This window comes from Sphingopyxis sp. SE2 (assembly GCF_032227185.1).
In the GTDB taxonomy this organism is placed as follows: Bacteria; Pseudomonadota; Alphaproteobacteria; order Sphingomonadales; family Sphingomonadaceae; genus Sphingopyxis.
The window spans coordinates 190,310-208,804 of record NZ_JAPMXW010000001.1 but is presented as its reverse complement, the minus strand read 5'-3'; the positions used below and the strand labels follow the sequence as shown (position 1 = coordinate 208,804).

Annotated in this window: 18 protein-coding genes and 1 tRNA gene; 8 read left to right on the top strand and 11 right to left on the bottom strand. The window is 66.5% G+C overall.

The window, feature by feature from the left end; genetic code table 11:
* Positions 1–69: 69 nt before the first annotated feature.
* The 4 genes from OVY29_RS00900 to OVY29_RS00885 are packed head-to-tail and all read right to left on the bottom strand — an operon-like array spanning position 70 to position 2,375.
* Positions 70–552: a GNAT family N-acetyltransferase gene (locus OVY29_RS00900; RefSeq protein ID WP_052182226.1), complete on the bottom strand. Its 483-nt coding sequence runs from the start codon at positions 550–552 to the stop codon at positions 70–72.
* Complete coding sequence (gene tsaB, locus OVY29_RS00895; protein WP_037555316.1) at positions 549–1,166, bottom strand: tRNA (adenosine(37)-N6)-threonylcarbamoyltransferase complex dimerization subunit type 1 TsaB; 618 nt, start codon at positions 1,164–1,166, stop codon at positions 549–551. Before tsaB ends, OVY29_RS00900 begins: the two co-directional genes overlap by 4 nt.
* 19 nt (positions 1,167–1,185) lie before the next feature.
* A complete protein-coding gene (locus OVY29_RS00890; RefSeq protein ID WP_037555314.1) occupies positions 1,186–1,779 on the bottom strand; it encodes a malonic semialdehyde reductase in 594 nt (197 codons plus the stop codon).
* Positions 1,780–1,802: 23 nt separating this feature from the next.
* Complete coding sequence (locus OVY29_RS00885) at positions 1,803–2,375, bottom strand: NifU family protein (protein ID WP_037555358.1); 573 nt, start codon at positions 2,373–2,375, stop codon at positions 1,803–1,805.
* Between the two features lie 189 nt (positions 2,376–2,564).
* Between OVY29_RS00885 and OVY29_RS00880 the strand changes: the two genes are divergently transcribed.
* Both OVY29_RS00880 and OVY29_RS00875 read left to right on the top strand, forming a co-directional pair.
* Positions 2,565–3,437 (top strand): hypothetical protein, encoded by an 873-nt coding sequence (locus OVY29_RS00880; RefSeq protein WP_037555313.1) that lies wholly within the window; start codon positions 2,565–2,567, stop codon positions 3,435–3,437.
* A gap of 76 nt (positions 3,438–3,513) precedes the next feature.
* A tRNA-Thr gene (locus OVY29_RS00875) sits at positions 3,514–3,589 on the top strand.
* Here OVY29_RS00875 and OVY29_RS00870 read toward each other — a convergent pair.
* The 5 genes from OVY29_RS00870 to OVY29_RS00850 form a co-directional block, all read right to left on the bottom strand.
* Positions 3,590–4,963 (bottom strand): hypothetical protein, encoded by a 1,374-nt coding sequence (locus OVY29_RS00870; RefSeq protein ID WP_052182225.1) that lies wholly within the window; start codon positions 4,961–4,963, stop codon positions 3,590–3,592.
* Between the two features lie 12 nt (positions 4,964–4,975).
* Positions 4,976–7,153 (bottom strand): polysaccharide biosynthesis tyrosine autokinase, encoded by a 2,178-nt coding sequence (locus OVY29_RS00865; RefSeq protein ID WP_313910650.1) that lies wholly within the window; start codon positions 7,151–7,153, stop codon positions 4,976–4,978.
* 1 nt (position 7,154) lies between these two features.
* The gene (locus tag OVY29_RS00860; protein ID WP_037555310.1) at positions 7,155–8,012 is read right to left on the bottom strand and encodes a UTP--glucose-1-phosphate uridylyltransferase; all 858 of its coding nucleotides are present in this window, start codon (positions 8,010–8,012) and stop codon (positions 7,155–7,157) included.
* Positions 8,013–8,171: 159 nt separating this feature from the next.
* Positions 8,172–9,110 (bottom strand): hypothetical protein, encoded by a 939-nt coding sequence (locus tag OVY29_RS00855; RefSeq protein ID WP_037555309.1) that lies wholly within the window; start codon positions 9,108–9,110, stop codon positions 8,172–8,174.
* 68 nt (positions 9,111–9,178) lie between these two features.
* Positions 9,179–10,447 carry an aldehyde dehydrogenase family protein gene (locus tag OVY29_RS00850; RefSeq protein WP_052182224.1) on the bottom strand — a complete coding sequence of 423 codons (1,269 nt, stop codon included), beginning with the start codon at positions 10,445–10,447 and terminating at the stop codon, positions 9,179–9,181.
* Between the two features lie 311 nt (positions 10,448–10,758).
* Here OVY29_RS00850 and OVY29_RS00845 point away from each other — a divergent pair, with 311 nt between their 5' ends.
* Genes OVY29_RS00845 through OVY29_RS00835 form a run of 3 tightly spaced genes read left to right on the top strand, consistent with a single transcriptional unit; the run spans position 10,759 to position 14,349 of the window.
* Positions 10,759–12,111, top strand: coding sequence for a UDP-glucose/GDP-mannose dehydrogenase family protein (locus OVY29_RS00845; RefSeq protein WP_313910649.1), 1,353 nt, complete (start codon positions 10,759–10,761; stop codon positions 12,109–12,111).
* A complete protein-coding gene (locus OVY29_RS00840) occupies positions 12,108–13,121 on the top strand; it encodes an NAD-dependent epimerase/dehydratase family protein (protein WP_037555307.1) in 1,014 nt (337 codons plus the stop codon). The genes OVY29_RS00845 and OVY29_RS00840 overlap by 4 nt, the downstream gene beginning before the upstream one ends.
* Positions 13,122–13,155: 34 nt before the next feature.
* Complete coding sequence (locus tag OVY29_RS00835; protein ID WP_052182223.1) at positions 13,156–14,349, top strand: glycosyltransferase family 4 protein; 1,194 nt, start codon at positions 13,156–13,158, stop codon at positions 14,347–14,349.
* A 5-nt stretch (positions 14,350–14,354) separates the two neighbouring features.
* On the opposite strand, the gene OVY29_RS00830 is transcribed toward OVY29_RS00835, so the two are convergent.
* Both OVY29_RS00830 and OVY29_RS00825 read right to left on the bottom strand, forming a co-directional pair.
* Positions 14,355–14,636 (bottom strand): hypothetical protein, encoded by a 282-nt coding sequence (locus OVY29_RS00830; protein WP_313910648.1) that lies wholly within the window; start codon positions 14,634–14,636, stop codon positions 14,355–14,357.
* A 44-nt stretch (positions 14,637–14,680) separates the two neighbouring features.
* On the bottom strand, positions 14,681–15,841 hold the full coding sequence (locus tag OVY29_RS00825; RefSeq protein WP_037555305.1) for an acyltransferase family protein: 1,161 nt from the start codon (positions 15,839–15,841) through the stop codon (positions 14,681–14,683).
* Between the two features lie 183 nt (positions 15,842–16,024).
* On the opposite strand from OVY29_RS00825, the gene OVY29_RS00820 reads away from it, so the two are divergent.
* Genes OVY29_RS00820 through OVY29_RS00810 form a run of 3 tightly spaced genes read left to right on the top strand, consistent with a single transcriptional unit; the run spans position 16,025 to position 18,491 of the window.
* Positions 16,025–17,206 (top strand): glycosyltransferase, encoded by a 1,182-nt coding sequence (locus OVY29_RS00820; RefSeq protein WP_052182222.1) that lies wholly within the window; start codon positions 16,025–16,027, stop codon positions 17,204–17,206.
* A complete protein-coding gene (locus OVY29_RS00815; protein WP_037555304.1) occupies positions 17,203–17,766 on the top strand; it encodes a polysaccharide biosynthesis/export family protein in 564 nt (187 codons plus the stop codon). The genes OVY29_RS00820 and OVY29_RS00815 overlap by 4 nt, the downstream gene beginning before the upstream one ends.
* Positions 17,766–18,491 (top strand): serine acetyltransferase, encoded by a 726-nt coding sequence (locus tag OVY29_RS00810; RefSeq protein ID WP_313910647.1) that lies wholly within the window; start codon positions 17,766–17,768, stop codon positions 18,489–18,491. The genes OVY29_RS00815 and OVY29_RS00810 overlap by 1 nt, the downstream gene beginning before the upstream one ends.
* Positions 18,492–18,495 lie beyond the last annotated feature (4 nt).

Below are 18,495 nucleotides of genomic sequence, written 5' to 3'. Positions count from 1 at the left end.
GCGAATATTGGATTTTTTCTTTCACCGCAGGGATTAGTGCCACTTTGGATATAATTCCGCAATGACAGATCAGTCGCCTAGACTCTCGCTGGCCGGCCGCCGCATCGTAATGGCATCGCGAAGCTTGCCGTCGTTGCCGCGATAATAGGCTGGGCGCCGCCCGCATTCGGTAAAGCCCGCGCGTTCATAAAGATGAACCGCGTCATTGTCGGCCCGCATTTCAAGGAAATAGTCTTCGGCGCCCTCGCCTCTAGCCCAGACGCGCCAGTCTTCGATCAATAATCGCCCGATCCCGCGGCCGCGAAATTGCGGGTCGACCGCGAGCAATAATAATTCGCTTTCGGGTCCCGCGATCCGCGCGGCGGAAAAACCGCACGCCTGCTCGCCCTCCCACGCCAGGCACACGCGCGCCGACGGCAGCGCGAACAGGGTCAAAAGCTGCGCGCTGGTCCACGCCTCGCCATAGGCGGGCTCGAACGCCGCATCCATCACGCGCATCACCGCGGCCAGATCGCCGACGCGCGCGGTGGCGAGGCGAATGGCGGCGGTCATGCACGCGCCATCGGCTTGGCGTCGGGCGCGCGGCCATAGATCGGGCTCGGCGTGTCGATCATCGCGCTCGCGGGCAGGTGCAAAAAGGCGCGCGCGTCGGGCAGCATCGTGAGCGCACGCCCCGAGCCGCGTTTCGCGACAAAGGCCTCGGCGCGATTGCCGACCACCAGCGCGTCGACGAGTTCGATCGCCTCGTCGGGAAGCAGCGATCGAAGTTCGGCGCGCGGGGCGAGATCGGCGGCGAAAGGCTGAACGAACCATTGGCCGTGGCCGCCCTCCATCACCACCAGCGCACCGTCTGCCGCCGCGATGTCGTCCGCCGCGGCGGCGGCAACGAGGGCGAGCGTCGAAAAGCCGTGGACCGGTACCTGCCAGCCGAGCGCGAGCGCGCGCGCTGCGGCCACGCCGATGCGCACCCCGGCAAAGCTGCCCGGGCCGCATCCGGCGGCGATGACGTCGGCGCGGCCGCCACCGACGAGTTCGGCGATCAGCGGAACGAGGCGCTCGGCGTGACCCCGCCCGATCACTTCGTGGCGATAATCGACGACCGAGCCCGCCTCGATCAGCGCCACCGAACAGGCTTCACTCGCCGAATCGATGACCAGATGGCGCATGGGCGGGAGCGCGCGCCGCTCAGGCGATGCGGTTGAAGCGCGCGAAATCCGGGCGCGGGCTGCGCTCGAAAATGCTCGCGGGATCGCCATAGCCGAGGGTCGAGATGAAGTTGCTCTTCACCTTCGGCTCGTCGGCGAAGAAGGCCTTGTCGACCGCGGCATTGTCGAAACCCGACATCGGCCCGGTGTCGAGCCCGAGCGCGCGCGCGGCAAGGATGAAATAGGCACCCTGCAGGCTCGAATTGCGAAACGCGGTCGTCTCCGCGTGCGCATCGTTGCCCGCGAACCAGCTCCGCGCGTCGGTATGCGGGAAGAATTCGGGCAGATGCTCGTAGAACTCGGTGTCCATCGCGATGATCGCGGTAACGGGGGCCTTGCGGATCTTTTCCTCATTGCCCGGAATGGCGTGCGCGGCGAGCTTTGCCTTCGCTTCGTCCGACACGCACCAGACGATCCGCGCCGGCAGGCTGTTCGCGCTGGTCGGGCCGAACTTCATCAGGTCCCAGATCGCGTGCAGCTGCGCTTCTGTCACGGGTTTGTCGTGATAGCCATTATAGGTGCGCGCGGTGCGAAACAGCTGGTCGAGAGCGCTGTCGGAAAGCGGCTCGCTCATGGGCTAACTCCTCGAGGAAAAAATCAAACGGCGTGAACTGCCGTTACCTCGGGAACATAATGTTTCAAGAGGGACTCGATGCCATTCTTCAACGTCGCGGTCGAGGAGGGACAGCCGGCGCAGGCCCCCTGCATCTTCAGATACACATTACCCTTGTCGAAACCGCGATAGATGATGTCGCCGCCGTCGTTGGCGACCGCGGGGCGGACGCGCGTTTCAATGAGTTCCTTGATCTGGTCGATGATGTCGGCGTCGGCGGGATCGTCGGCGAAGCCCTCATCCTCGGCCGGAACCGAGAAACCCGCGCTCGCGGCATTGAACAGCGGCACGTCGGCGAGGAAATGATCCATCACGATACCGAGCACGTCGGGCTTCGCATCGGCCCATTCGGCGCCGGGCGCGATCGTCACCGACACGAAATCGCGGCCGAAGAACACGCCCGTCACATCGCCGAGCGAGAAGAGCGCGCTCGCGAGCGGCGAGGCTTCGGCCTCTTCGGGGCTCGCGAAGTCGCGGGTTCCCGTCTCCATCACCGCCCGGCCGGGCAGGAATTTGAGCGTCGCGGGATTGGGCGTCGATTCGGTTTCGATCAGCATGGGGCGCATGTGGGGCTCCGTCGCCCTTTGTGCAAGGTGAGATGGGCAGGCTTCAGCTTCGCTGAAGCAGAAGCGGCACCGGCCCTCTTCCCCCACCCGGCCTCCCCAACGATAGTAACCTAGGGAGGCCGGGGTGAGAGAGGGCCGGTGCCGCTTCCACGCAAGTGGAACAACGCCTAAGGCGCGCCGATGCGTCGCTTCACCCATTTCACCGCTCTCGACTGGTCGGGCGCCCGCGGCGAGCGCCAGCGCGGGATCGCGCTCGCGGTCGCGAGCGGCGCGGCGGCGCCCGCGCTCGTACGGCCCGGCCATATCTGGTCGCGCGCCGAAATCCTCGCCTGGCTGGAGGATGTCGCCGCCGCGGGCGAGGACATGCTGATCGGCTTCGATTTCTCGGCCGCCTTCGCCTTTGCCGACGAAGGCGCCTATTTTCCCGAATGGAGCGAGAGCCCCGCCGATATTCGGGCGCTTTGGGCGCTGGTCGAGCGGCTCGCGCGCGTCGATCCGCACTATGAAGCCGGCGCCTTTCTCGGCCATCCCGACGCGCGGCGCCATTTTCGCCACGGCCGGGGCGATGTCGGCGATCTGTTCGCGCCCGGCGCGGGCCGCCTGCGGATCGTCGAGCAATATCAGCGCGCGACCAAGCAGGCCGCGAGCGTCAGCAATTTCAACCTTGTCGGCGCGGCGCAGGTCGGCAAGGCGAGCCTCGCCGGCATGCGCCTGCTGCACCGGCTGTCAGACCGGATCCCGCTGTGGCCGCTCGATCCGGTTCCGGCCCGCGGCCCGCTGCTCGTCGAAATCTATACGAGCCTTGCGGCGCGCGCGGCCGGCCTGCCGCCGGGGCGCAGCAAGATCCGCGACGGCGCGGCGCTCGATGCTGCGCTCGCCGTACTGGGATCGCCGCCTGCCGGCCTTATCGGCCCGGTCAGCGACCATGCGAGCGACGCGCTGCTGACCGCGGCGTGGCTACGCACGATCGCGAGCGAGGCCGCCCCTTGGTCGCCGCCCCCGCTGACCGAGGCCCTCGCCCGAACCGAAGGCTGGACCTTCGGCATTATCTGACCATTTCCAGCCTACCGCATTTTCCCGCACGTCCGCTGTTTCCATCGGACCGAAAAATGCTTAGGGGAGCGCGAGCGCCGGCTTAGCTCAGTTGGTAGAGCACCTGATTTGTAATCAGGGGGCCACGGGTTCGAATCCTGTAGCCGGCACCATCATCGCACCCGAATCCCGCGGCCTTCTGGCAATCGGTAAGCAAACCGGTCCGGAGAGACTGTCCCCCGCCGCGTCGCCGCACGCGCCGCATGGACGGTGTAACCGCAGAGCAGGCCATAAAACGCCAGCCCCTCGACCTGCCAGAAGGGCATCGTCGCCATGTTGAGCAGGAAGAAAGCGAAATGGGCGGCGATCAGCAGGAAGCGGTCGCCGCGCGCCGACGCCGCCGCCGCGAACATCGCCGTCCACAAGGCAATCATCGCCGCGACGCCGAACCAGCCGAGTTCATAGAGCGTCGCCACCAGCGTGTTGTGCGGATAGACTTTGAACACGCCCTCCCAGCTTTCGGGCCCGAGGCCGAACAAATGCTGAAGCGGCGTGCCGTCGGCCCAGGCATAGATATAGCTGCTCCAGATCAGCGGGCGACCCGACATCACCTGCCGCTCGAGCAGGTCGAACTCGCGTGGCGGCTTGATCAGCGCCGCCGGGTCCGCGAGGAAGGCGGCGAGGTCGGCGAAACTCTCGCGGTAGAGCAGCGCCGCAATCGCAAAGAGCAGCGCCCCCGCGACGGTCGCCGTCACCGCCATCGCACCGCGCTGGTCGCGCCGCACGCTCATCGTCACCCCGCCGAGGAAGATGGCCAGCGCGAGCGGCGCGAGCGCGAGGATCGTGGTGCGATAACCAGCGAGCAGAATGGCAATGAGCGTCACGGACAGAAAGGCGATCCGCACCGCGCGCGGCGCCGAGCGCGCGAGGCCGCCGACGAGGAACCCCGTCAGCAGCGCGACCGAAAAGGCCGCCTCGTGATTATAGCCGCCGATCCAGACGAGCCCGTCGCCATCCTCGGCCCCCTTGGGCATGTTAAGAGCCAGCGACAGCGCCTGAAAGACGAGCAAGGGCAGGAAGGAAACCATCGCCCAGGTCAGAAAGCGCGCATCGGGATCGCGGCGCAGCGCCTGGAAAGCCGCGAGCAGTATCACGATCATATAGGCATATTTGACCGCGACATTGACGCCGCCCACCGGATCGCCGTTGAGGACGGCGCTGACCAGCGCGAGCAGGATGAGCACATAGATGGGCACGAGCCATTTGAGCGCGAGATTGGCGGGCCGCACGACGAAAAGCAGCCCGAAGCCCGTCACCGCGACCGAAAGCAGCGCGTTACCCGACAGTCCGCCCGCAAGCGGCTGGAACATATAGAGATGATAGGCGCCCGCGGTGGTACGCAGCCACAGCGCAACGACCACGAAAGCCCCGGCCATGCCGCCCGCCCGCCGCGCCGCGACGACCAGCGGGACGAGCAGCAGCAGCGTGACGGGCACCAATATGCCGGGCCCGAAGGCCGGGCCATAGGGCAGCGGCTGCGCGGTCACGGCGCCGACGGATCAGTCGGCATAATAGTGGCGGTATGCCTTGAGGAAGGTGCCGCCATCCTCATAGCCGGCGCGTTCCTGCTCGCGCACATCGACCAGCGTCAGCACCGCGCCCAGCATTTCGGCATGGACGTCGTAGAGCCGGCGCAGCGCCACCGACGCCGCCTTCGACGGCGTCTTGCGCCAGCGTACGAGGAAGACGACGCCATCCGCCATGCTGGCGATCACGCGCGCCTCGTCGACCGGCAGGACCGGCGGCGTGTCGAGAATCACGAGGTCGTAGCGGTCGCGCACCTGTTCGATCAGCTCGGCGAGCCGCGGGCTCTCGGTCAGGCCGATACCCTTCGAATCGAGCCGCTGCGGCAGCAAGCAGGCGTCGGACAGGCTGTCCTTGACAATCGCCTGATCGAGGGTCGCCTCGCCTGCCAGCACTTCGTCGAGGCCGAGCGTTACGCCCTCGGCGAACTGCCGGCTCGATGCACGCCGGCGCGCATCGGCGTCGATCAGCAGCACCTTGCCGCCCGTCGCCGCCATCGCGCGGGCAAGACCCATCGCAGTCGTCGTCTTGCCCTCGCCCGGCACCGCCGAGGTGATCGCGACGACACGGACCGGCTTCGCCGCCTCGGCGAACTGGATCGAGGTGCGCAAGGCCCGGAACGCCTCCGCATAGGTCGATTGCGGCCGCTTGATCAGCAGCTCCGCGGGCGGCGCCGGCAGCCCCGACTTGCGATAGCCAGGCAAGGTGCGCGCGTCGGGGATCGAGGCGAGCGTCGCCAACCCCAAAGCTTCCTCGATCGCGTCGCTCGTCTCGAGCCCGCGCTCGAGCAATTGCAGCAGCACCACGAGCAGAACCCCGATACCGAGCCCGCCGACCACCGCCATTGCGGCATAGATCAGCATGTTAGGCGAACTGGGCGCACCGGGAACGCGCGCACGGCTGACGATATAGGAATCGCTGCGCTCGAGCCCCGATTGCGCGACCGTCTGGCGATAGCGGTCGAGGAAGGCCTGATAGAGAGTCCGCGACGATTCGGCGTTGCGCTCCAGCTCGGCCAGCCGCACCGATGCTTCATTGTCGCTCGCGAGCTTGCCTTGAGTCTGCGCGACCGAGCCCGCGAGCGAAGCCGCGCGCTGATTGGCGATGCTCGCCTGGATCGACGCGTTGGCGACGATGCGCTTTACCTCTGCGGCGATATGCTGGTCGGCGGTGCGGAGCTGGTTCTGCGCCTGAACCAGCGCAGGATGACGCGGACCATAGCGTTTTTCGAGCGCCGCCACCTCGCGCGCGGCCTCGGCGCGCTGGGCCCGGAGCTGGCTGACCACCGGAGAATCGAGCGAGTCGCCGAGTTCCTCGCCGCTCCGTCCACCGCGCACCTGTGCGCGTGCTGCCGAAAGTCGCGCCTGCGCCGCGGCATTTTCCGCCTTGGCCTGCGCGAGTTGCGTCGAAAGACCCGACAATTCCTGCTGCGTCACCGTGCTGGCTTCGGAAACGGCGAAAAGATTGTTCGCGGCGCGATAGTCGGCGACCGCTCGCTCGGCGCCGAGCACCTGCGTGCGCAGCTCCTCAAGCCGCTTCTCGAGAAAGCCTTGTGCGCGCTGCGTCGCCTCGGCCTTCGAACCCGCCTGTCCCGAAACATAGTCGTCGACCAGCGCATTGGCGATCTGGGCCGCCTGCGCCGGCGTATTCCCTTCGTAAGACACGCTGATCGCATAGGAGAGCCCGTCGCGCTTCACCGTCAGGCCGCCCAGCAGCGCGCCGATCGCGCGCTGCCGCCCGATCAGGTCGGGCTGCGCTGCGGGAGCGCCCTGCCCCGCGGCCTCGTTGAACGCGGGATCGCGCGCGAGCCGCAGCCGGTCGACCACCCGCCCGATCAGCTCGGGCGAGCGCAGCGCCTGCACTTCGGTGTCGACCGCCGCCGAATCGGGATCGGCGGTCGGGGTCACCGCATCGACGTCGATCACCCGCTCCGCCGTGCGTTCGAGCGCGACCTGCGCGGTGGCGAGATAGCGCGGCTCGGCGACGAGATAGGCGGCGGTCGCGACGATGATCGCCGCGACCATCGCCGCACACAGCACCATCCATCGCCGGCGCAAAATCCCGCCGATATGGCGCAGGTCGATCAGCGCGCCGCGATCGACCTGCGGATCCGCTTCCTGACGAAGCGACGTACGCCGTGAAAGTGCATCCATGTCACGCGGCAGCCAGGAAAGCGCGGACCGCGGGCGCGATATCGGGACGGCCGAGCGCGAGCGCGAGCGTCGCAGTCACGAAACCGCTCTTGTCGCCGCAGTCATAGCGCGTCCCCGCAAAGGTGACGCCGTGGAAGGGTTGCTGGCCGATCATTCGCGCCAGCGCGTCGGTGAGCTGAATCTCGCCGCCCGCGCCTTCCTCCTGACTGCCGAGCACGTCCATCACCTCGGGCTGGAGAATATAGCGGCCGATGATCGCGAGCCGCGACGGTGCGACATCGGGCGCCGGCTTTTCGACCAGCCCCTTCACTTCGGTGATCGGCCCCGCCTGCGCTCCGGGGGTGACGATGCCATATTTATGCGTCTGGTCTGCCGCCACTTCCTCGGTGCAGATCAGATTGCCACCAAGGTCGTTATAGGCTTCGACCATCTGCTTGAGACAGCCGGGCTCGCCGACCATCAAATCGTCGGGCAGCAACACGGCGAAGGGCTCGTCACCGACAAGGCGACGCGCGCACCAGACGGCGTGGCCGAGCCCGAGCGGCTCTTGCTGCCGCACGATGGTAATATCGCCCGGCGAGGGGCGGGTGCCGTCGAGCGCGGAAAGCGATTTGCCGCGCCGCGCCATCGCTTCCTCAAGCTCGAAGGCGTGATCGAAATGATCCTCGATCAGGCTCTTGCCGCGGCTGGTGACGAAGATGAACTGTTCGATGCCCGCCTCGCGCGCCTCGTCGACGGCATATTGAATGAGCGGCCGGTCGACGACCGGCAGCATTTCCTTTGGCATGGATTTGGTCGCCGGAAGAAACCGGGTTCCAAGGCCGCCAATGGGGAACACGGCCTTGCGTATCTTTCGCATTTTTCCACCCTTTTCTGGTCACTGGGTTCCCCCCCAAAAAACCAGTATTCGGCTTGCCAGACACGATCGCCACGTGCTGACGGGCGCGGTTTGCGCCTTTACGCTGCATTGCAGCAAGAGCCCGGCGTCGAAGCGTGTCCAAAGTGCGTCGGGGCTATTTCAAAGCTTCGGCGGCTCGCCCTTGAAGGATACCCCGCCCGGCACCGAACCCCCGCCTCGCGAGCGGACCAGCTGCGTTCCGCGCGGCACCTGGATATCGTGCGAGCCGATGATAATCCTGGCGGGTCCGTTATGAACGTCGAAGATCGGCCAGCCGCGATCGCTCTTCACCGTCAGATGCTCGATATAGATGACCAGCGGCTCGTTCGCGCCTGTCGGCGCCATGATAGAAAAATGGTTGGTGTCGCCGATTCCGCCGATCTTGATCGGATCGAGACTGATAAGCCGCGTCGCGCGAATGCTCGACCAGAGCCGGAAGTTGCGCGCGTTGCGGCCGCTGGTGCAATCGTCGAGCAAAGTCTCGGTCGACTTCAGGTCGAACCCACCGTCGCTATTGTCCCAGGCGGCGCACTGCCGAAACAGGAACCGCGCATTGCCGCGCTCGGTCGAGAAGCCGTCGCCGTTCCAATATTGCGAGTCGCGGCGTTTCCACTGAAACCCCCGCATCGAACAGCGCTCGATCCGGAAATCATGCGCCGTGTCGGCGAATCCGATGCCGACCGGAAGATCGGTCGAACCGGTCGTAAGTCTGCCGCTCGCGCTCACATCCTCGATCACGCCATCGCGGCTGTCATAGCGGATACGCGCAAAGCTGCGTTCGAGATCGCTCGCCTTCGCCCCGCGCACGTGCAGCCCAACGCAGCCTGCGGCCTCCACGCCGGGCGCCGCGGTATTTTCGATGACGCGATAACCGCTTGCCACCCTGACGTTGGAAATCCGCACATTGCGTACCGGTTCGCGAATCACGAACAGGCCGTTGCCGACATCGCGGGCGCGCACGTCGCGATAGGCGGCATCCGAGCGCACGACATAGACAGGCTCGCCGTTCGCGGCGATCTGAACCGCGCTCGCAACGCGGCGGGAGGGCATGTCGGCCATGCGGCGGCGTTAGGCGGTCGGCGCGAGTAAGAGCGAGCGCGATGCGGCGCGGCGTAGTGTGTCCGGGATCAGTGCAGCGCGGGTTCCGGCCCGGAAAGATCGTCGCCGCCCTTGATCGCGAGCCGGGTTGCGAGACCGAAGAAAGGCGGGCGGCAGACGCGCCGGGTTCGACTGAACCGACGAAAGCCTGCTTCCCCCGAGCCGATATTGAGCGTCATGCCCGCGCCCGCCGTAACCGGAGACAGCGCCCGCCCGTCGATCGTGATCGCCGACGACAGGGTGCGCCCCAGCACATGCCGGCGCTCGGCGCCGTCACGCCCGAAATAATATATGGCATGCGGCGGCGCGCGACGGTGGATCGTGGCGATCGCGTCCTCGATCCGGGCATAATTGCACAACGGCAGGATCGGCCCCTCGACATCCTCCTGCATCACCAGCATGTCCTCGCTGGCATGGCGGACGATGTGGAGCGGCATTTCCGTCCCCCGCGGGCGTGCGGTCATCACTTCGCCTCCGCGCGCGCGCGCGTCGTCCAGCAGCCGCGTCCATCGCGCCTGCTCGGCAGCGGTCGGCGCCGCTTCGTTCGCGGCCGGCTGCATCGCCGCGCGCCACAGCCAGGCGGCGATCGCCTCTTCCCGCTCGTCGGGCACGAGCAGATAGTCGGGCGCCAGCGGCACCCGTCCGCCCCGGACGCGCTTGTCCGCGATCACCTTGTCCGCAGCCCGCGCAAAATCGGCCGAGCGCCCGAAGATGACCGGCGACTTGCCCGAGCGCGCGATCATCATGCCGTCGCCCTGTTGTTCGCTGGTTACGAGCAGATCGAATGCGCGCCCCGCAAAGGCCGCGTCCGAAGCGACAGCCAATTCGAGCGGATCGAAAAAGCCGGCAGCCAGCCGGTCGATCAGGTCGCCCAGTCGCGGCGAGGCGGTATCAAATTTCAGCATTATCCGATTGCCCGCGGCAAATGCCCCGGCGAGGACAGTCGCCACCTGGAGCAATGCCAGCGAGGCAGGCGCCGATATTCCGATCACGCCGACCGGCAGATATTCGACATAGTCGCCGCCGCCCCAAAGCCGCGCAAGCAACCGGCCATCGGTTTCGAGGCGCATCCATTGCCCGACGCTGTTTCGCGCCGCGCGCAACACCGCCAATGCCGGGACCACTTCGGAGCGCCTCGCCGACTCGACATCCTGATTCGCCTGATCGGCAGCGAGCGCCGCGCACAGCGCATCGGCATTTTCTTCGATCATCAGCATCGCTCGCCCCAACCGGTCGCGGCGAACCGCCAGCGACACCGGCAGGTCGGCGAAAAATGCCGCGCGTTGCGCTTCCAGCATCCTGCCCTTCCCACAGCTTATCGTATCCAGCTTCTAGTCCCGCGCCGACGCGTGGCAAGTTCAAGTCGAAACGTTTCGTCGCATCGCATCCAAAGCGCTCGATCTTCGTTTGCGCGAAGTCGCGAGTTATCTCCTTAAATTTCTCTCGCTTTTTTAATTCTGCCCCATTTTGAATCGGAATTGCGGGCGCATTCGCTTCGCCTCCGAATTGCCTCTTTTCAAAGCTGCCAAGTTGACGGGCGAGGGCTATCCGGGATGATTGTTCGCAAGCGCAGCATAATCGCCTTCATATAAATAGGGAGCAACGCGTAATGCGTATCGTAATGATCGGGTCCGGCTATGTCGGGCTCGTTTCGGGCGCGTGTTTTGCCGATTTCGGCCATCATGTGACCTGCGTCGACAAGGATGCGGACAAGATCGCCCGGCTCCGCGCCGGCGGCATTCCCATCTATGAGCCCGGGCTCGACAGCCTCGTCGCGCGCAATGTCGCAGCGGGCAATCTGGACTTCACCACCGAGCTTTCCGAAGCCGTTGGCGCCGCGGACGTCGTGTTCATCGCTGTGGGCACGCCGAGCCGCCGCGGCGATGGCCACGCCGATCTTTCCTTCGTCCATGGCGCGGCGCGCGAAATCGCCGGGGCCTTGAGCGGCTTCACCGTGATCGTCACCAAGTCGACTGTCCCCGTCGGCACCGGCGACGAGGTCGAGCGGATCATCCGCGAATGCAATCCCGCGGCCGAGTTCGCCGTCGCCTCCAACCCCGAATTCCTGCGCGAAGGCGCGGCGATCGAGGATTTCAAGCGCCCCGACCGCGTCGTCATCGGTATCGAGGACGGACGCGCCCGCGCGCCGATGGAAGAAGTCTATCGCCCGCTGTCGCTGAACAAGGCGCCGATCGTCTTCACCCGGCGGCGCACGAGCGAGCTGATCAAATATGCGGCGAACGCCTTTCTCGCGATGAAGATCACCTATATCAACGAGATGGCGGATCTGTGCGAACAGGTCGGCGCCGATGTACAGGAGGTCGCGCGCGGCATCGGGCTCGACAACCGGATCGGCGGCAAATTCCTGAATGCGGGACCAGGCTACGGCGGCTCCTGCTTTCCCAAGGACACGCTCGCGCTGATGAAGACGGCGCAGGACCACGACGCGCCGCTGCGGCTGATCGAGGCGACCGTCGCGGTCAACGAGCAGCGCAAGCGCGCGATGGGCCGCAAGATCCTCGCGGCGATCGACGGGCCGGTTCGCGGCCGCACCGTCGCGGTGCTCGGTCTGACCTTCAAACCCAATACCGACGACATGCGCGATGCGCCCTCGATCGCGATCATCCAGGCGCTGCAGGATGCCGGCGCCAAGGTGCGCGCCTATGACCCCGAGGGCATGGACGCGGCCAGGACCGTGCTGAGCGATGTCGACTATGCCGCCTCCGCCTATGCCGCGGCGCAAGGCGCGGCGGCGACGGTGATCGTCACCGAATGGGATGCCTTCCGCGCGCTCGATCTCGCGCGCCTCAAGGCGGCGATGGCCGATCCGCTGCTCGTCGACCTGCGCAATATTTATCGCCCCGCACAGGCGGAGGCGGCGGGCCTGCGCTATGTCGGCATCGGGCGGCCGGGCAATCCCGATGAGGATGCCGAAGGTTCGAGCGAAAGGCGCGCGGCGTGACTGACGACAGCCCCATTCTCGTCACCGGCGCCGCCGGTTTCATCGGCCATGCGGTGTCCGAACGGCTGCTCGCGCGCGGTGAGCGCGTGATCGGCCTCGACAGCTTCACCGACTATTATGACGTCGCGCTGAAGAAAGCGCGCACCGCGCGGCTGGCCGGCAATGTGGGTTTCCGGCTGATCGACGGCGACATCGCCAGCCCAGGGCTGGTCAGCGAGCTGGTCGAGGCGAACGGCATTCGCCGCATCGTCCACCTCGCCGCGCAAGCGGGCGTGCGCTACAGCCTCGAAAACCCCTTCGCCTATGAGCACAGCAATCTCAAAGGGCATCTCGCGGTGCTCGAAGCGGCGCGCCACGCGGGCACTATCGAGCATCTCGTCTACGCCTCGTCGAGTTCGGTCTATGGCGACCGTCCGATCGGCGACGCGGGTTTCCGCGAGGACGAACCCTGCACCGCGCCCGTCTCGCTATATGCCGCAACCAAGCGCAGCTGCGAATTGATGAGCCAGAGCTATGCCACGCTCTACAAACTGCCGCTCAGCGGGCTGCGCTTCTTCACCGTCTATGGCCCGTGGGGTCGGCCCGACATGGCCTATTACGGATTCGCGCAGAAGATATTGCTCGGCCAGCCGATCGAGGTGTTCGGCGAGGGCCGGATGGCGCGCGACTTCACCTATATCGACGATATCGTCGATGGTGTCGTCGGGGTACTCGACAGGCCGCCGGTCGGCGGCGAACATCGTTTGCTCAACATCGGCGACTGCAATCCGGTCGGGCTGATGGACATGATCGCGATGCTCGAGCGTGCGCTCGGCCGGCCGGCGGTCAAGCTGATGCGGCCGATGCAGCCCGGCGATGTGACCGCGACCTATGCCGACATCTCGGCGATCAACGCGCTTACCGGATACAGCCCGAAGGTGCCGCTTTCCCGCGGGATCGAGCGGTTCGTCGACTGGTATCTCAATGAAATAGAAAATGGTGGAAGAGGGCCGATGGCAGCGGTGGCCTGAGCCGGGAAATCCGGCGGGGCGCTTTTGGAGTTTTATGATGCTGCAACGGACGAACATGTCTTCCGGCGACCGGTCGGGGTCGCCCACCATCTGCGTGACGGGCCTGCGCGGCTTCCCGCATGTTATGGGCGGGATCGAAAGCCATTGCGAGGAACTGCTGCCGCGGATCAAGGCGCTGTGGCCCGGCCACCGCTCGGTCGTGCTCGGCCGCGCGCCATATCTGCCCGAGCCCGCAAGCGAGCATCGCGGGGTCGAGATCGTCGGCATCCCCTGCCCGCGCTCGCAGCATTTCGAAGCGATCGTGTCGACCTTTCTCGCCGTGCTGTCGGCGCGCAAGCGTGGCGCCGGGCTCGTCCATATCCATGCGATCGGTCCCGGCCTGCTGGCGCCCGTCGCGCGGCTGCTCGGCCTGAAGGTCGTCGTGACGCACCACGGCACCGATTATCACCGCGCCAAATGGGGCCCGCTCGCGCGCGGCGCGCTGCGCGCCGGCGAATGGCTGGCGCTGAACTTCGCCGACCGGGTCATCGCCGTTTCCCCCTCGCTCGCCGCGCAATTGCGCAAGAGTTTCCCGCAGCGCGCACAAAGGGTCGCCTATATCCCCAACGGCACGTCCGACCTGCCCGGCGATGCCGATCCCGCGCTGATATTCGAGCGGCTGGGAATCGACGACGGCGACTTCCTCCTCGCGGTCGCGCGGCTTGTCCCCGAAAAGGGCCTGCACGATCTGATCGACGCCTATGAACGGTCCGACTGCACCGCCAAGCTGGTGATCGCAGGCTCGGCCGATCACGAAAGCGAATATGCCCGCGAACTCCTCGAACGCGCGAGCGACCGCGTGATCTTTGCGGGCGTCCAGTCGCGCGCGACGCTGAAATGCCTATACGAGCATTGTGCCCTCTTCGTGATGCCCTCCTATCACGAGGGTCTGCCGATCGCGGCGCTGGAGGCGGCGAGTTGCGGCGCGCGAATGCTGCTCAGCGACATTCCGGCCAATCTCGACATCGGGCTCGATCCCGTGAATTATTTCGCGGTCGGCGACGTCGCTGAACTTATCGCGCGGCTAAACGCCGATTGCGCCGACTTCCAGGTCGATCGCGACGCTGTTCGCGCGCGTTTCAGCTGGGACAGGGCGGCGGCGGAAACGCTCGAAATCTACCGTGATGCGCTTGCGCCGCGCCGACCGGTCCCACGCCCCTCCACCACCCCGGGGCCGGCGAGAGGTTAGGACGCTTAGGCGCGAAGCCGAGCGATCACTTCGGCGCGGTCGGCCGCATCGATCGCGCCGTCTATTTCGATCTTGCCGCCGGCCCGTCGCGCCCGCGCGATCCGCGGCCGCCACGCGTTCGCGCGCCATTGCCAGCTGCGGATGCGCCAGCGCCCCGGCCCTTCGGAATCGATCGCCAGCGTCGGGCGGCCGGCGCGGTCGGTCCCGGCGCCATCGTCGTCGCGCCGCGTGCAGGCACCGGCGGCGGCGGCGCCGGCAATCGCCGTCAGCAATGCGCGTCGGTCCATCGGATAATCTCCATTGGTATCGGGATAGCAGGGCGAATCGGCCGTCACGGCGCGGCGATCCTTTCGGGAACGGTCTGATGTGCGCGCGGCGTACCGCGTCCGACGGCTCGTTTGATGACCGCCTTCCCGAGCCGCTGCCCCGGCAGCTCGACCAGCCTGTAGGTCACAAAGGCAAGGAAATAGGTCGCCGGCACAACGATCGCGCCGGTCAGGATGAAGCGCTCGACCGCGCCGAGTCCGGTGCCGAACCGTCCGATCACCGCCGCCGCGACGGGCTGCAGAATCAGGAGGTGGATCAGATAGGTGCCATAGGAAAGCTCGCCCAGCCAGTAGAAGGGCCGGCTACCGAAGAGCCGCGAAATCCAGTCGATGACGCCGAGCGAACGCAGGTGCACCAGCGCGAAAAAGCCGAAGACGAGCAGTTCGCGGACCGCGAAATGGAGCAGATCCTGATCGCCGCCGATCGGGATCGCGGCGAGCAGCATCGCCGCGCCGAGGCGCATCCAAAGCCGCGCAGAGCTTTCGCCCGCACCGGCGGCGAGCAGCATGCCGGCGAGGAAAAGCTGGAGCTTCAATGGCAGGAAGGACGGCATCGGATAGTCGAGGCCCGCCGCCCCGGCGAGCAGCGCGATGACCACCCCGCCGCCGGCCGCGACGAACGCCGACGCGATCCAGCCGAACCGCCGTCCGAGCAGTATGAGGAAAGGAAAAAGCAGGTAGAATTGCATCTCGAGCCCGAGGCTCCAGTCGGGCAGCGGGGTGCGGAAGGCATAGTCGGGCAGCAATCCGAACAGGAAGCTCAGATGCAGCGCGATGTTCGTGAGACTACCGTCGAGATAGCGTTCGGACGGCTGCAGCGACTGGCCGAGGAAGCTGTCGATCGCGACGCGGCCCTCATAGATCGCCGGTCCTGCAATCAGCGCGGCGGCAAGCGTCACATAGAAAAGCGGCGCCAACCGGAAAAAGCGCCGCGTCCAGAAAGCGGCCCAGGTGCCGGGCGCGGTCCAATCCTCGCTTCCCGCGCGCAGCCGGTACTGAAACATCATCAAAAAGCCCGAGAGCAGGATGAACAGGTCGACGCCCAGGTCGGGCTTGCTCATCAGCGGCAGCCGAAAACCGGTGAGGATCATCATGTGTCCGAGCAGCACCCAGAGCGCCGCAACGCCGCGCAAGCCGTCCAGACACTCGACGCGCCGAATGTCCATTACATATCTCCGCAAACGTTCATCGGTGTCGCCGGTAATAGACCCATCCCGGCGCGAAACCCGCTCGAATCGGCCAAATGCCCCCCGCGGGCGATGAAGCGGGCGCGCCTGTGTGCACTGCAACAATTCGGCGTGGTAAGGGTTCTTCCAAGGCGCATTCCGCACCAGCTTCAACGAGGAATCATGCTGCACCGAAAGCGGATATTGTTCGCGATCAACTCGCTTGCGGGCGGCGGCGCCGAGCGCGTGCTGGCGACCCTGCTCGGCGGGTCGGAGCCGTGGCGCGCGCGCTACGACATCCATCTCGCGCTGCTCGACGACGAACCGCGCGCCTATGACATCCCCGAATGGGTCGCGGCCCATCAGCTCGACGCGCGGCATAAATTGCTGCCGAGCCTGACCGGGCTGCGCGCGCTCGCCGGACGGCTCAAGCCCGATGCGGCGCTCAGCTTTTTGACCCGCGCCAATATCGCCAACGCCTGGGCGATGGCGGGACGCCGCCGGCCGTGGCTGATCAGCGAACGGGTGAACACCAGCGCCCATCTTGGCAGTGCCGTTGCCGCCAAGGCGATGGTTCGCCTCGTCTATCCGCGCGCCGCGCATGTCATCGCCGTGTCCGAAGGCGTCGTCGACGATCTTGCCGCCAATTTCGGCGTCGCGCGCAGCCGCATGTCGGCGATCGCCAATCCGGTCGACCATCGCCGCATCGCCGAACTGGCCGCCGAACCGCCCGCCTTCGTGCCTGCCGATCCCTATATCGTCTCGGCCGGGCGGCTCATGCCGAACAAGAATTTTCCGCTCTTGCTGCGCGCCTATGCCCAGGCCGCGCCGCCGGAGCGCCTCGTCGTCCTGGGCGAAGGACCCGAGCGCGGCGCGCTGGAGGCGCTCGCCGCGTCGCTCGGTATCGCGGACCGGGTCGACATGCCGGGCTTCGTCGCCAACCCTTTCGCGGTGGTGTCCCGCGCGCAGGCCTATGCGATGCCCTCGAACGCCGAGGGTTTCCCGAACGGGCTGGTCGAGGCGATGGCGTGCGGCGTGCCCGTCGTCGCGACCAATTGCGCCTCCGGCCCATCCGAGATTCTGGCCGACCGGCCGCGCGAGACGATCGGCGGCGGGATCGATGTCGATGCCGGCGCGTTGGTGCCGACCGATGATGTGCCAGCCTTCGCCGCCGCCTTGCGCCGGGTGCTCGCCGAGCCGCACCGCAGCGAATGCGGCGCGCGCGCGCGCACCCGTTCGCTTGCCTATGGCGTCGAACAGGCCGCGGCGAATTATTGGGCCCGGATCGAGGCGGCGCTCGCCGGATTCCGCACGGGGACCGAATTCAAAGACATTGCAGCATCAAGTCCGGGAGTGGTTTCATGAAATGGCTTAAGCAGATCGCCTTGGCAGGCACGCTCGCAATGCTCGGCGCGTGCGCCGGGCAGTCGCCGCTCGCCGGCAGCGGCGCCGCACCGCCGCCCGCCGAGGCGTTCAGTCTCTCGCCCGGCGACAAGGTCAAGATTGCAACCTATGGCGAAGAGACGCTCACCGGCGACTTCGAAGTCTCCCCCGCCGGCACGATCGCCTTCCCGCTGATCGGCGAGGTCAAGGCGGCCGGGCTGCAGACCGACGAGCTGTCGAAGACGATCGAAGCGAAGCTCGGCGACGGCTATCTGCTCGAGCCCAAGGTCTCGGTCCAGGTCGCGAGCTTCCGGCCCGTCTATGTGCTCGGCGAAGTCAACAAGCCGGGCGAATATCCCTATACGCAGGGCCTCACCATCCGCGGTGCCGTCGCCAAGGCCGACGGTTTCACCTATCGCGCCAACGAAAAGCGCGTCTTCCTGAAACGCGCGGGCGAAGCCGGCGAGCGCGAATATGAGATGACCGCCGATTTCCCGGTGCTTCCGGGCGACACGATCCGTTTCGGCGAGCGTTATTTCTGATGGACATGGCCAGCGCATCGCTCGCCCCCGCTCCGGCGTTCGACGAGCCCGTTTCCGAGGAGACTGGCAAGCCGCATCTGCGCGGCTGCCCGGTGAGCTTCGCGAAGCTCAAGGCGCTGCTCGCCGCTGACCTCTATCGCTATGCCGGCCGCACCGGCTTCGGCGCCTTCGCGCGGCATTATGCCTTCACTCCCGGATATAAATACACCGTGCTGATGCGCACGACCGGTTGGCTCAAGCTGAAGCCCGCCAAGGCTTTCGGTCTCTATCCACTCGCCAAGTGGCTGCTGCTGCGCGCGCGCTACAAATATGGTTTTGCGATCCCCGAATATATGGAAATCGGGCCGGGGCTGTTCCTCAACCGTTTCGGCGGCTTCTATTTTCACGGCGACGCGGTGCTCGGCAGCAATGTCAACATCACCCACGGCGTCGTGCTCGGCTATATGAACCGCGGCGGCCGGCGCGGCGCCCCGGTGATCGGCGACCGCAGCTTTCTGGGGTCGGGCGCCAAGGTCATCGGCGGCATCGCCGTGGGCGCGGAGGCGGCGATCGGCGCCAATGCGGTCGTGACGAAGGACGTGCCCGAGCGCGGCGTGGTCGGCGGTATTCCGGCAAAACTGCTCTCGGATCAGGGATCGGCGGGCTATATCAACCGCCTCGCCCCGCCCGAGCTGCTCGCCGCATGCGAAGGCGCGTTCCACGGGTCGCGGACGAAGCACCGCTGATCGG

Excerpts from the sequence above, each read along its gene's own strand:
- OVY29_RS00860 (WP_037555310.1), bottom strand. The coding sequence starts at position 8,012 with ATGCGAAAGATACGCAAGGCCGTGTTCCCCATTGGCGGCCTTGGAACC.
- OVY29_RS00810 (WP_313910647.1), top strand. The coding sequence starts at position 17,766 with ATGGACATGGCCAGCGCATCGCTCGCCCCCGCTCCGGCGTTCGACGAG.
- OVY29_RS00830 (WP_313910648.1), bottom strand. The coding sequence starts at position 14,636 with ATGGACCGACGCGCATTGCTGACGGCGATTGCCGGCGCCGCCGCCGCC.
- OVY29_RS00835 (WP_052182223.1), top strand. The coding sequence starts at position 13,156 with ATGATGCTGCAACGGACGAACATGTCTTCCGGCGACCGGTCGGGGTCG.
- OVY29_RS00820 (WP_052182222.1), top strand. The coding sequence starts at position 16,025 with ATGCTGCACCGAAAGCGGATATTGTTCGCGATCAACTCGCTTGCGGGC.
- OVY29_RS00880 (WP_037555313.1), top strand. The coding sequence starts at position 2,565 with ATGCGTCGCTTCACCCATTTCACCGCTCTCGACTGGTCGGGCGCCCGC.
- OVY29_RS00825 (WP_037555305.1), bottom strand. The coding sequence starts at position 15,841 with ATGGACATTCGGCGCGTCGAGTGTCTGGACGGCTTGCGCGGCGTTGCG.
- OVY29_RS00845 (WP_313910649.1), top strand. The coding sequence starts at position 10,759 with ATGCGTATCGTAATGATCGGGTCCGGCTATGTCGGGCTCGTTTCGGGC.
- OVY29_RS00885 (WP_037555358.1), bottom strand. The coding sequence starts at position 2,375 with ATGCTGATCGAAACCGAATCGACGCCCAATCCCGCGACGCTCAAATTC.
- OVY29_RS00900 (WP_052182226.1), bottom strand. The coding sequence starts at position 552 with ATGACCGCCGCCATTCGCCTCGCCACCGCGCGCGTCGGCGATCTGGCC.
- OVY29_RS00815 (WP_037555304.1), top strand. The coding sequence starts at position 17,203 with ATGAAATGGCTTAAGCAGATCGCCTTGGCAGGCACGCTCGCAATGCTC.
- OVY29_RS00855 (WP_037555309.1), bottom strand. The coding sequence starts at position 9,110 with ATGGCCGACATGCCCTCCCGCCGCGTTGCGAGCGCGGTTCAGATCGCC.
- OVY29_RS00865 (WP_313910650.1), bottom strand. The coding sequence starts at position 7,153 with ATGGATGCACTTTCACGGCGTACGTCGCTTCGTCAGGAAGCGGATCCG.
- OVY29_RS00890 (WP_037555314.1), bottom strand. The coding sequence starts at position 1,779 with ATGAGCGAGCCGCTTTCCGACAGCGCTCTCGACCAGCTGTTTCGCACC.
- tsaB (WP_037555316.1), bottom strand. The coding sequence starts at position 1,166 with ATGCGCCATCTGGTCATCGATTCGGCGAGTGAAGCCTGTTCGGTGGCG.
- OVY29_RS00850 (WP_052182224.1), bottom strand. The coding sequence starts at position 10,447 with ATGCTGGAAGCGCAACGCGCGGCATTTTTCGCCGACCTGCCGGTGTCG.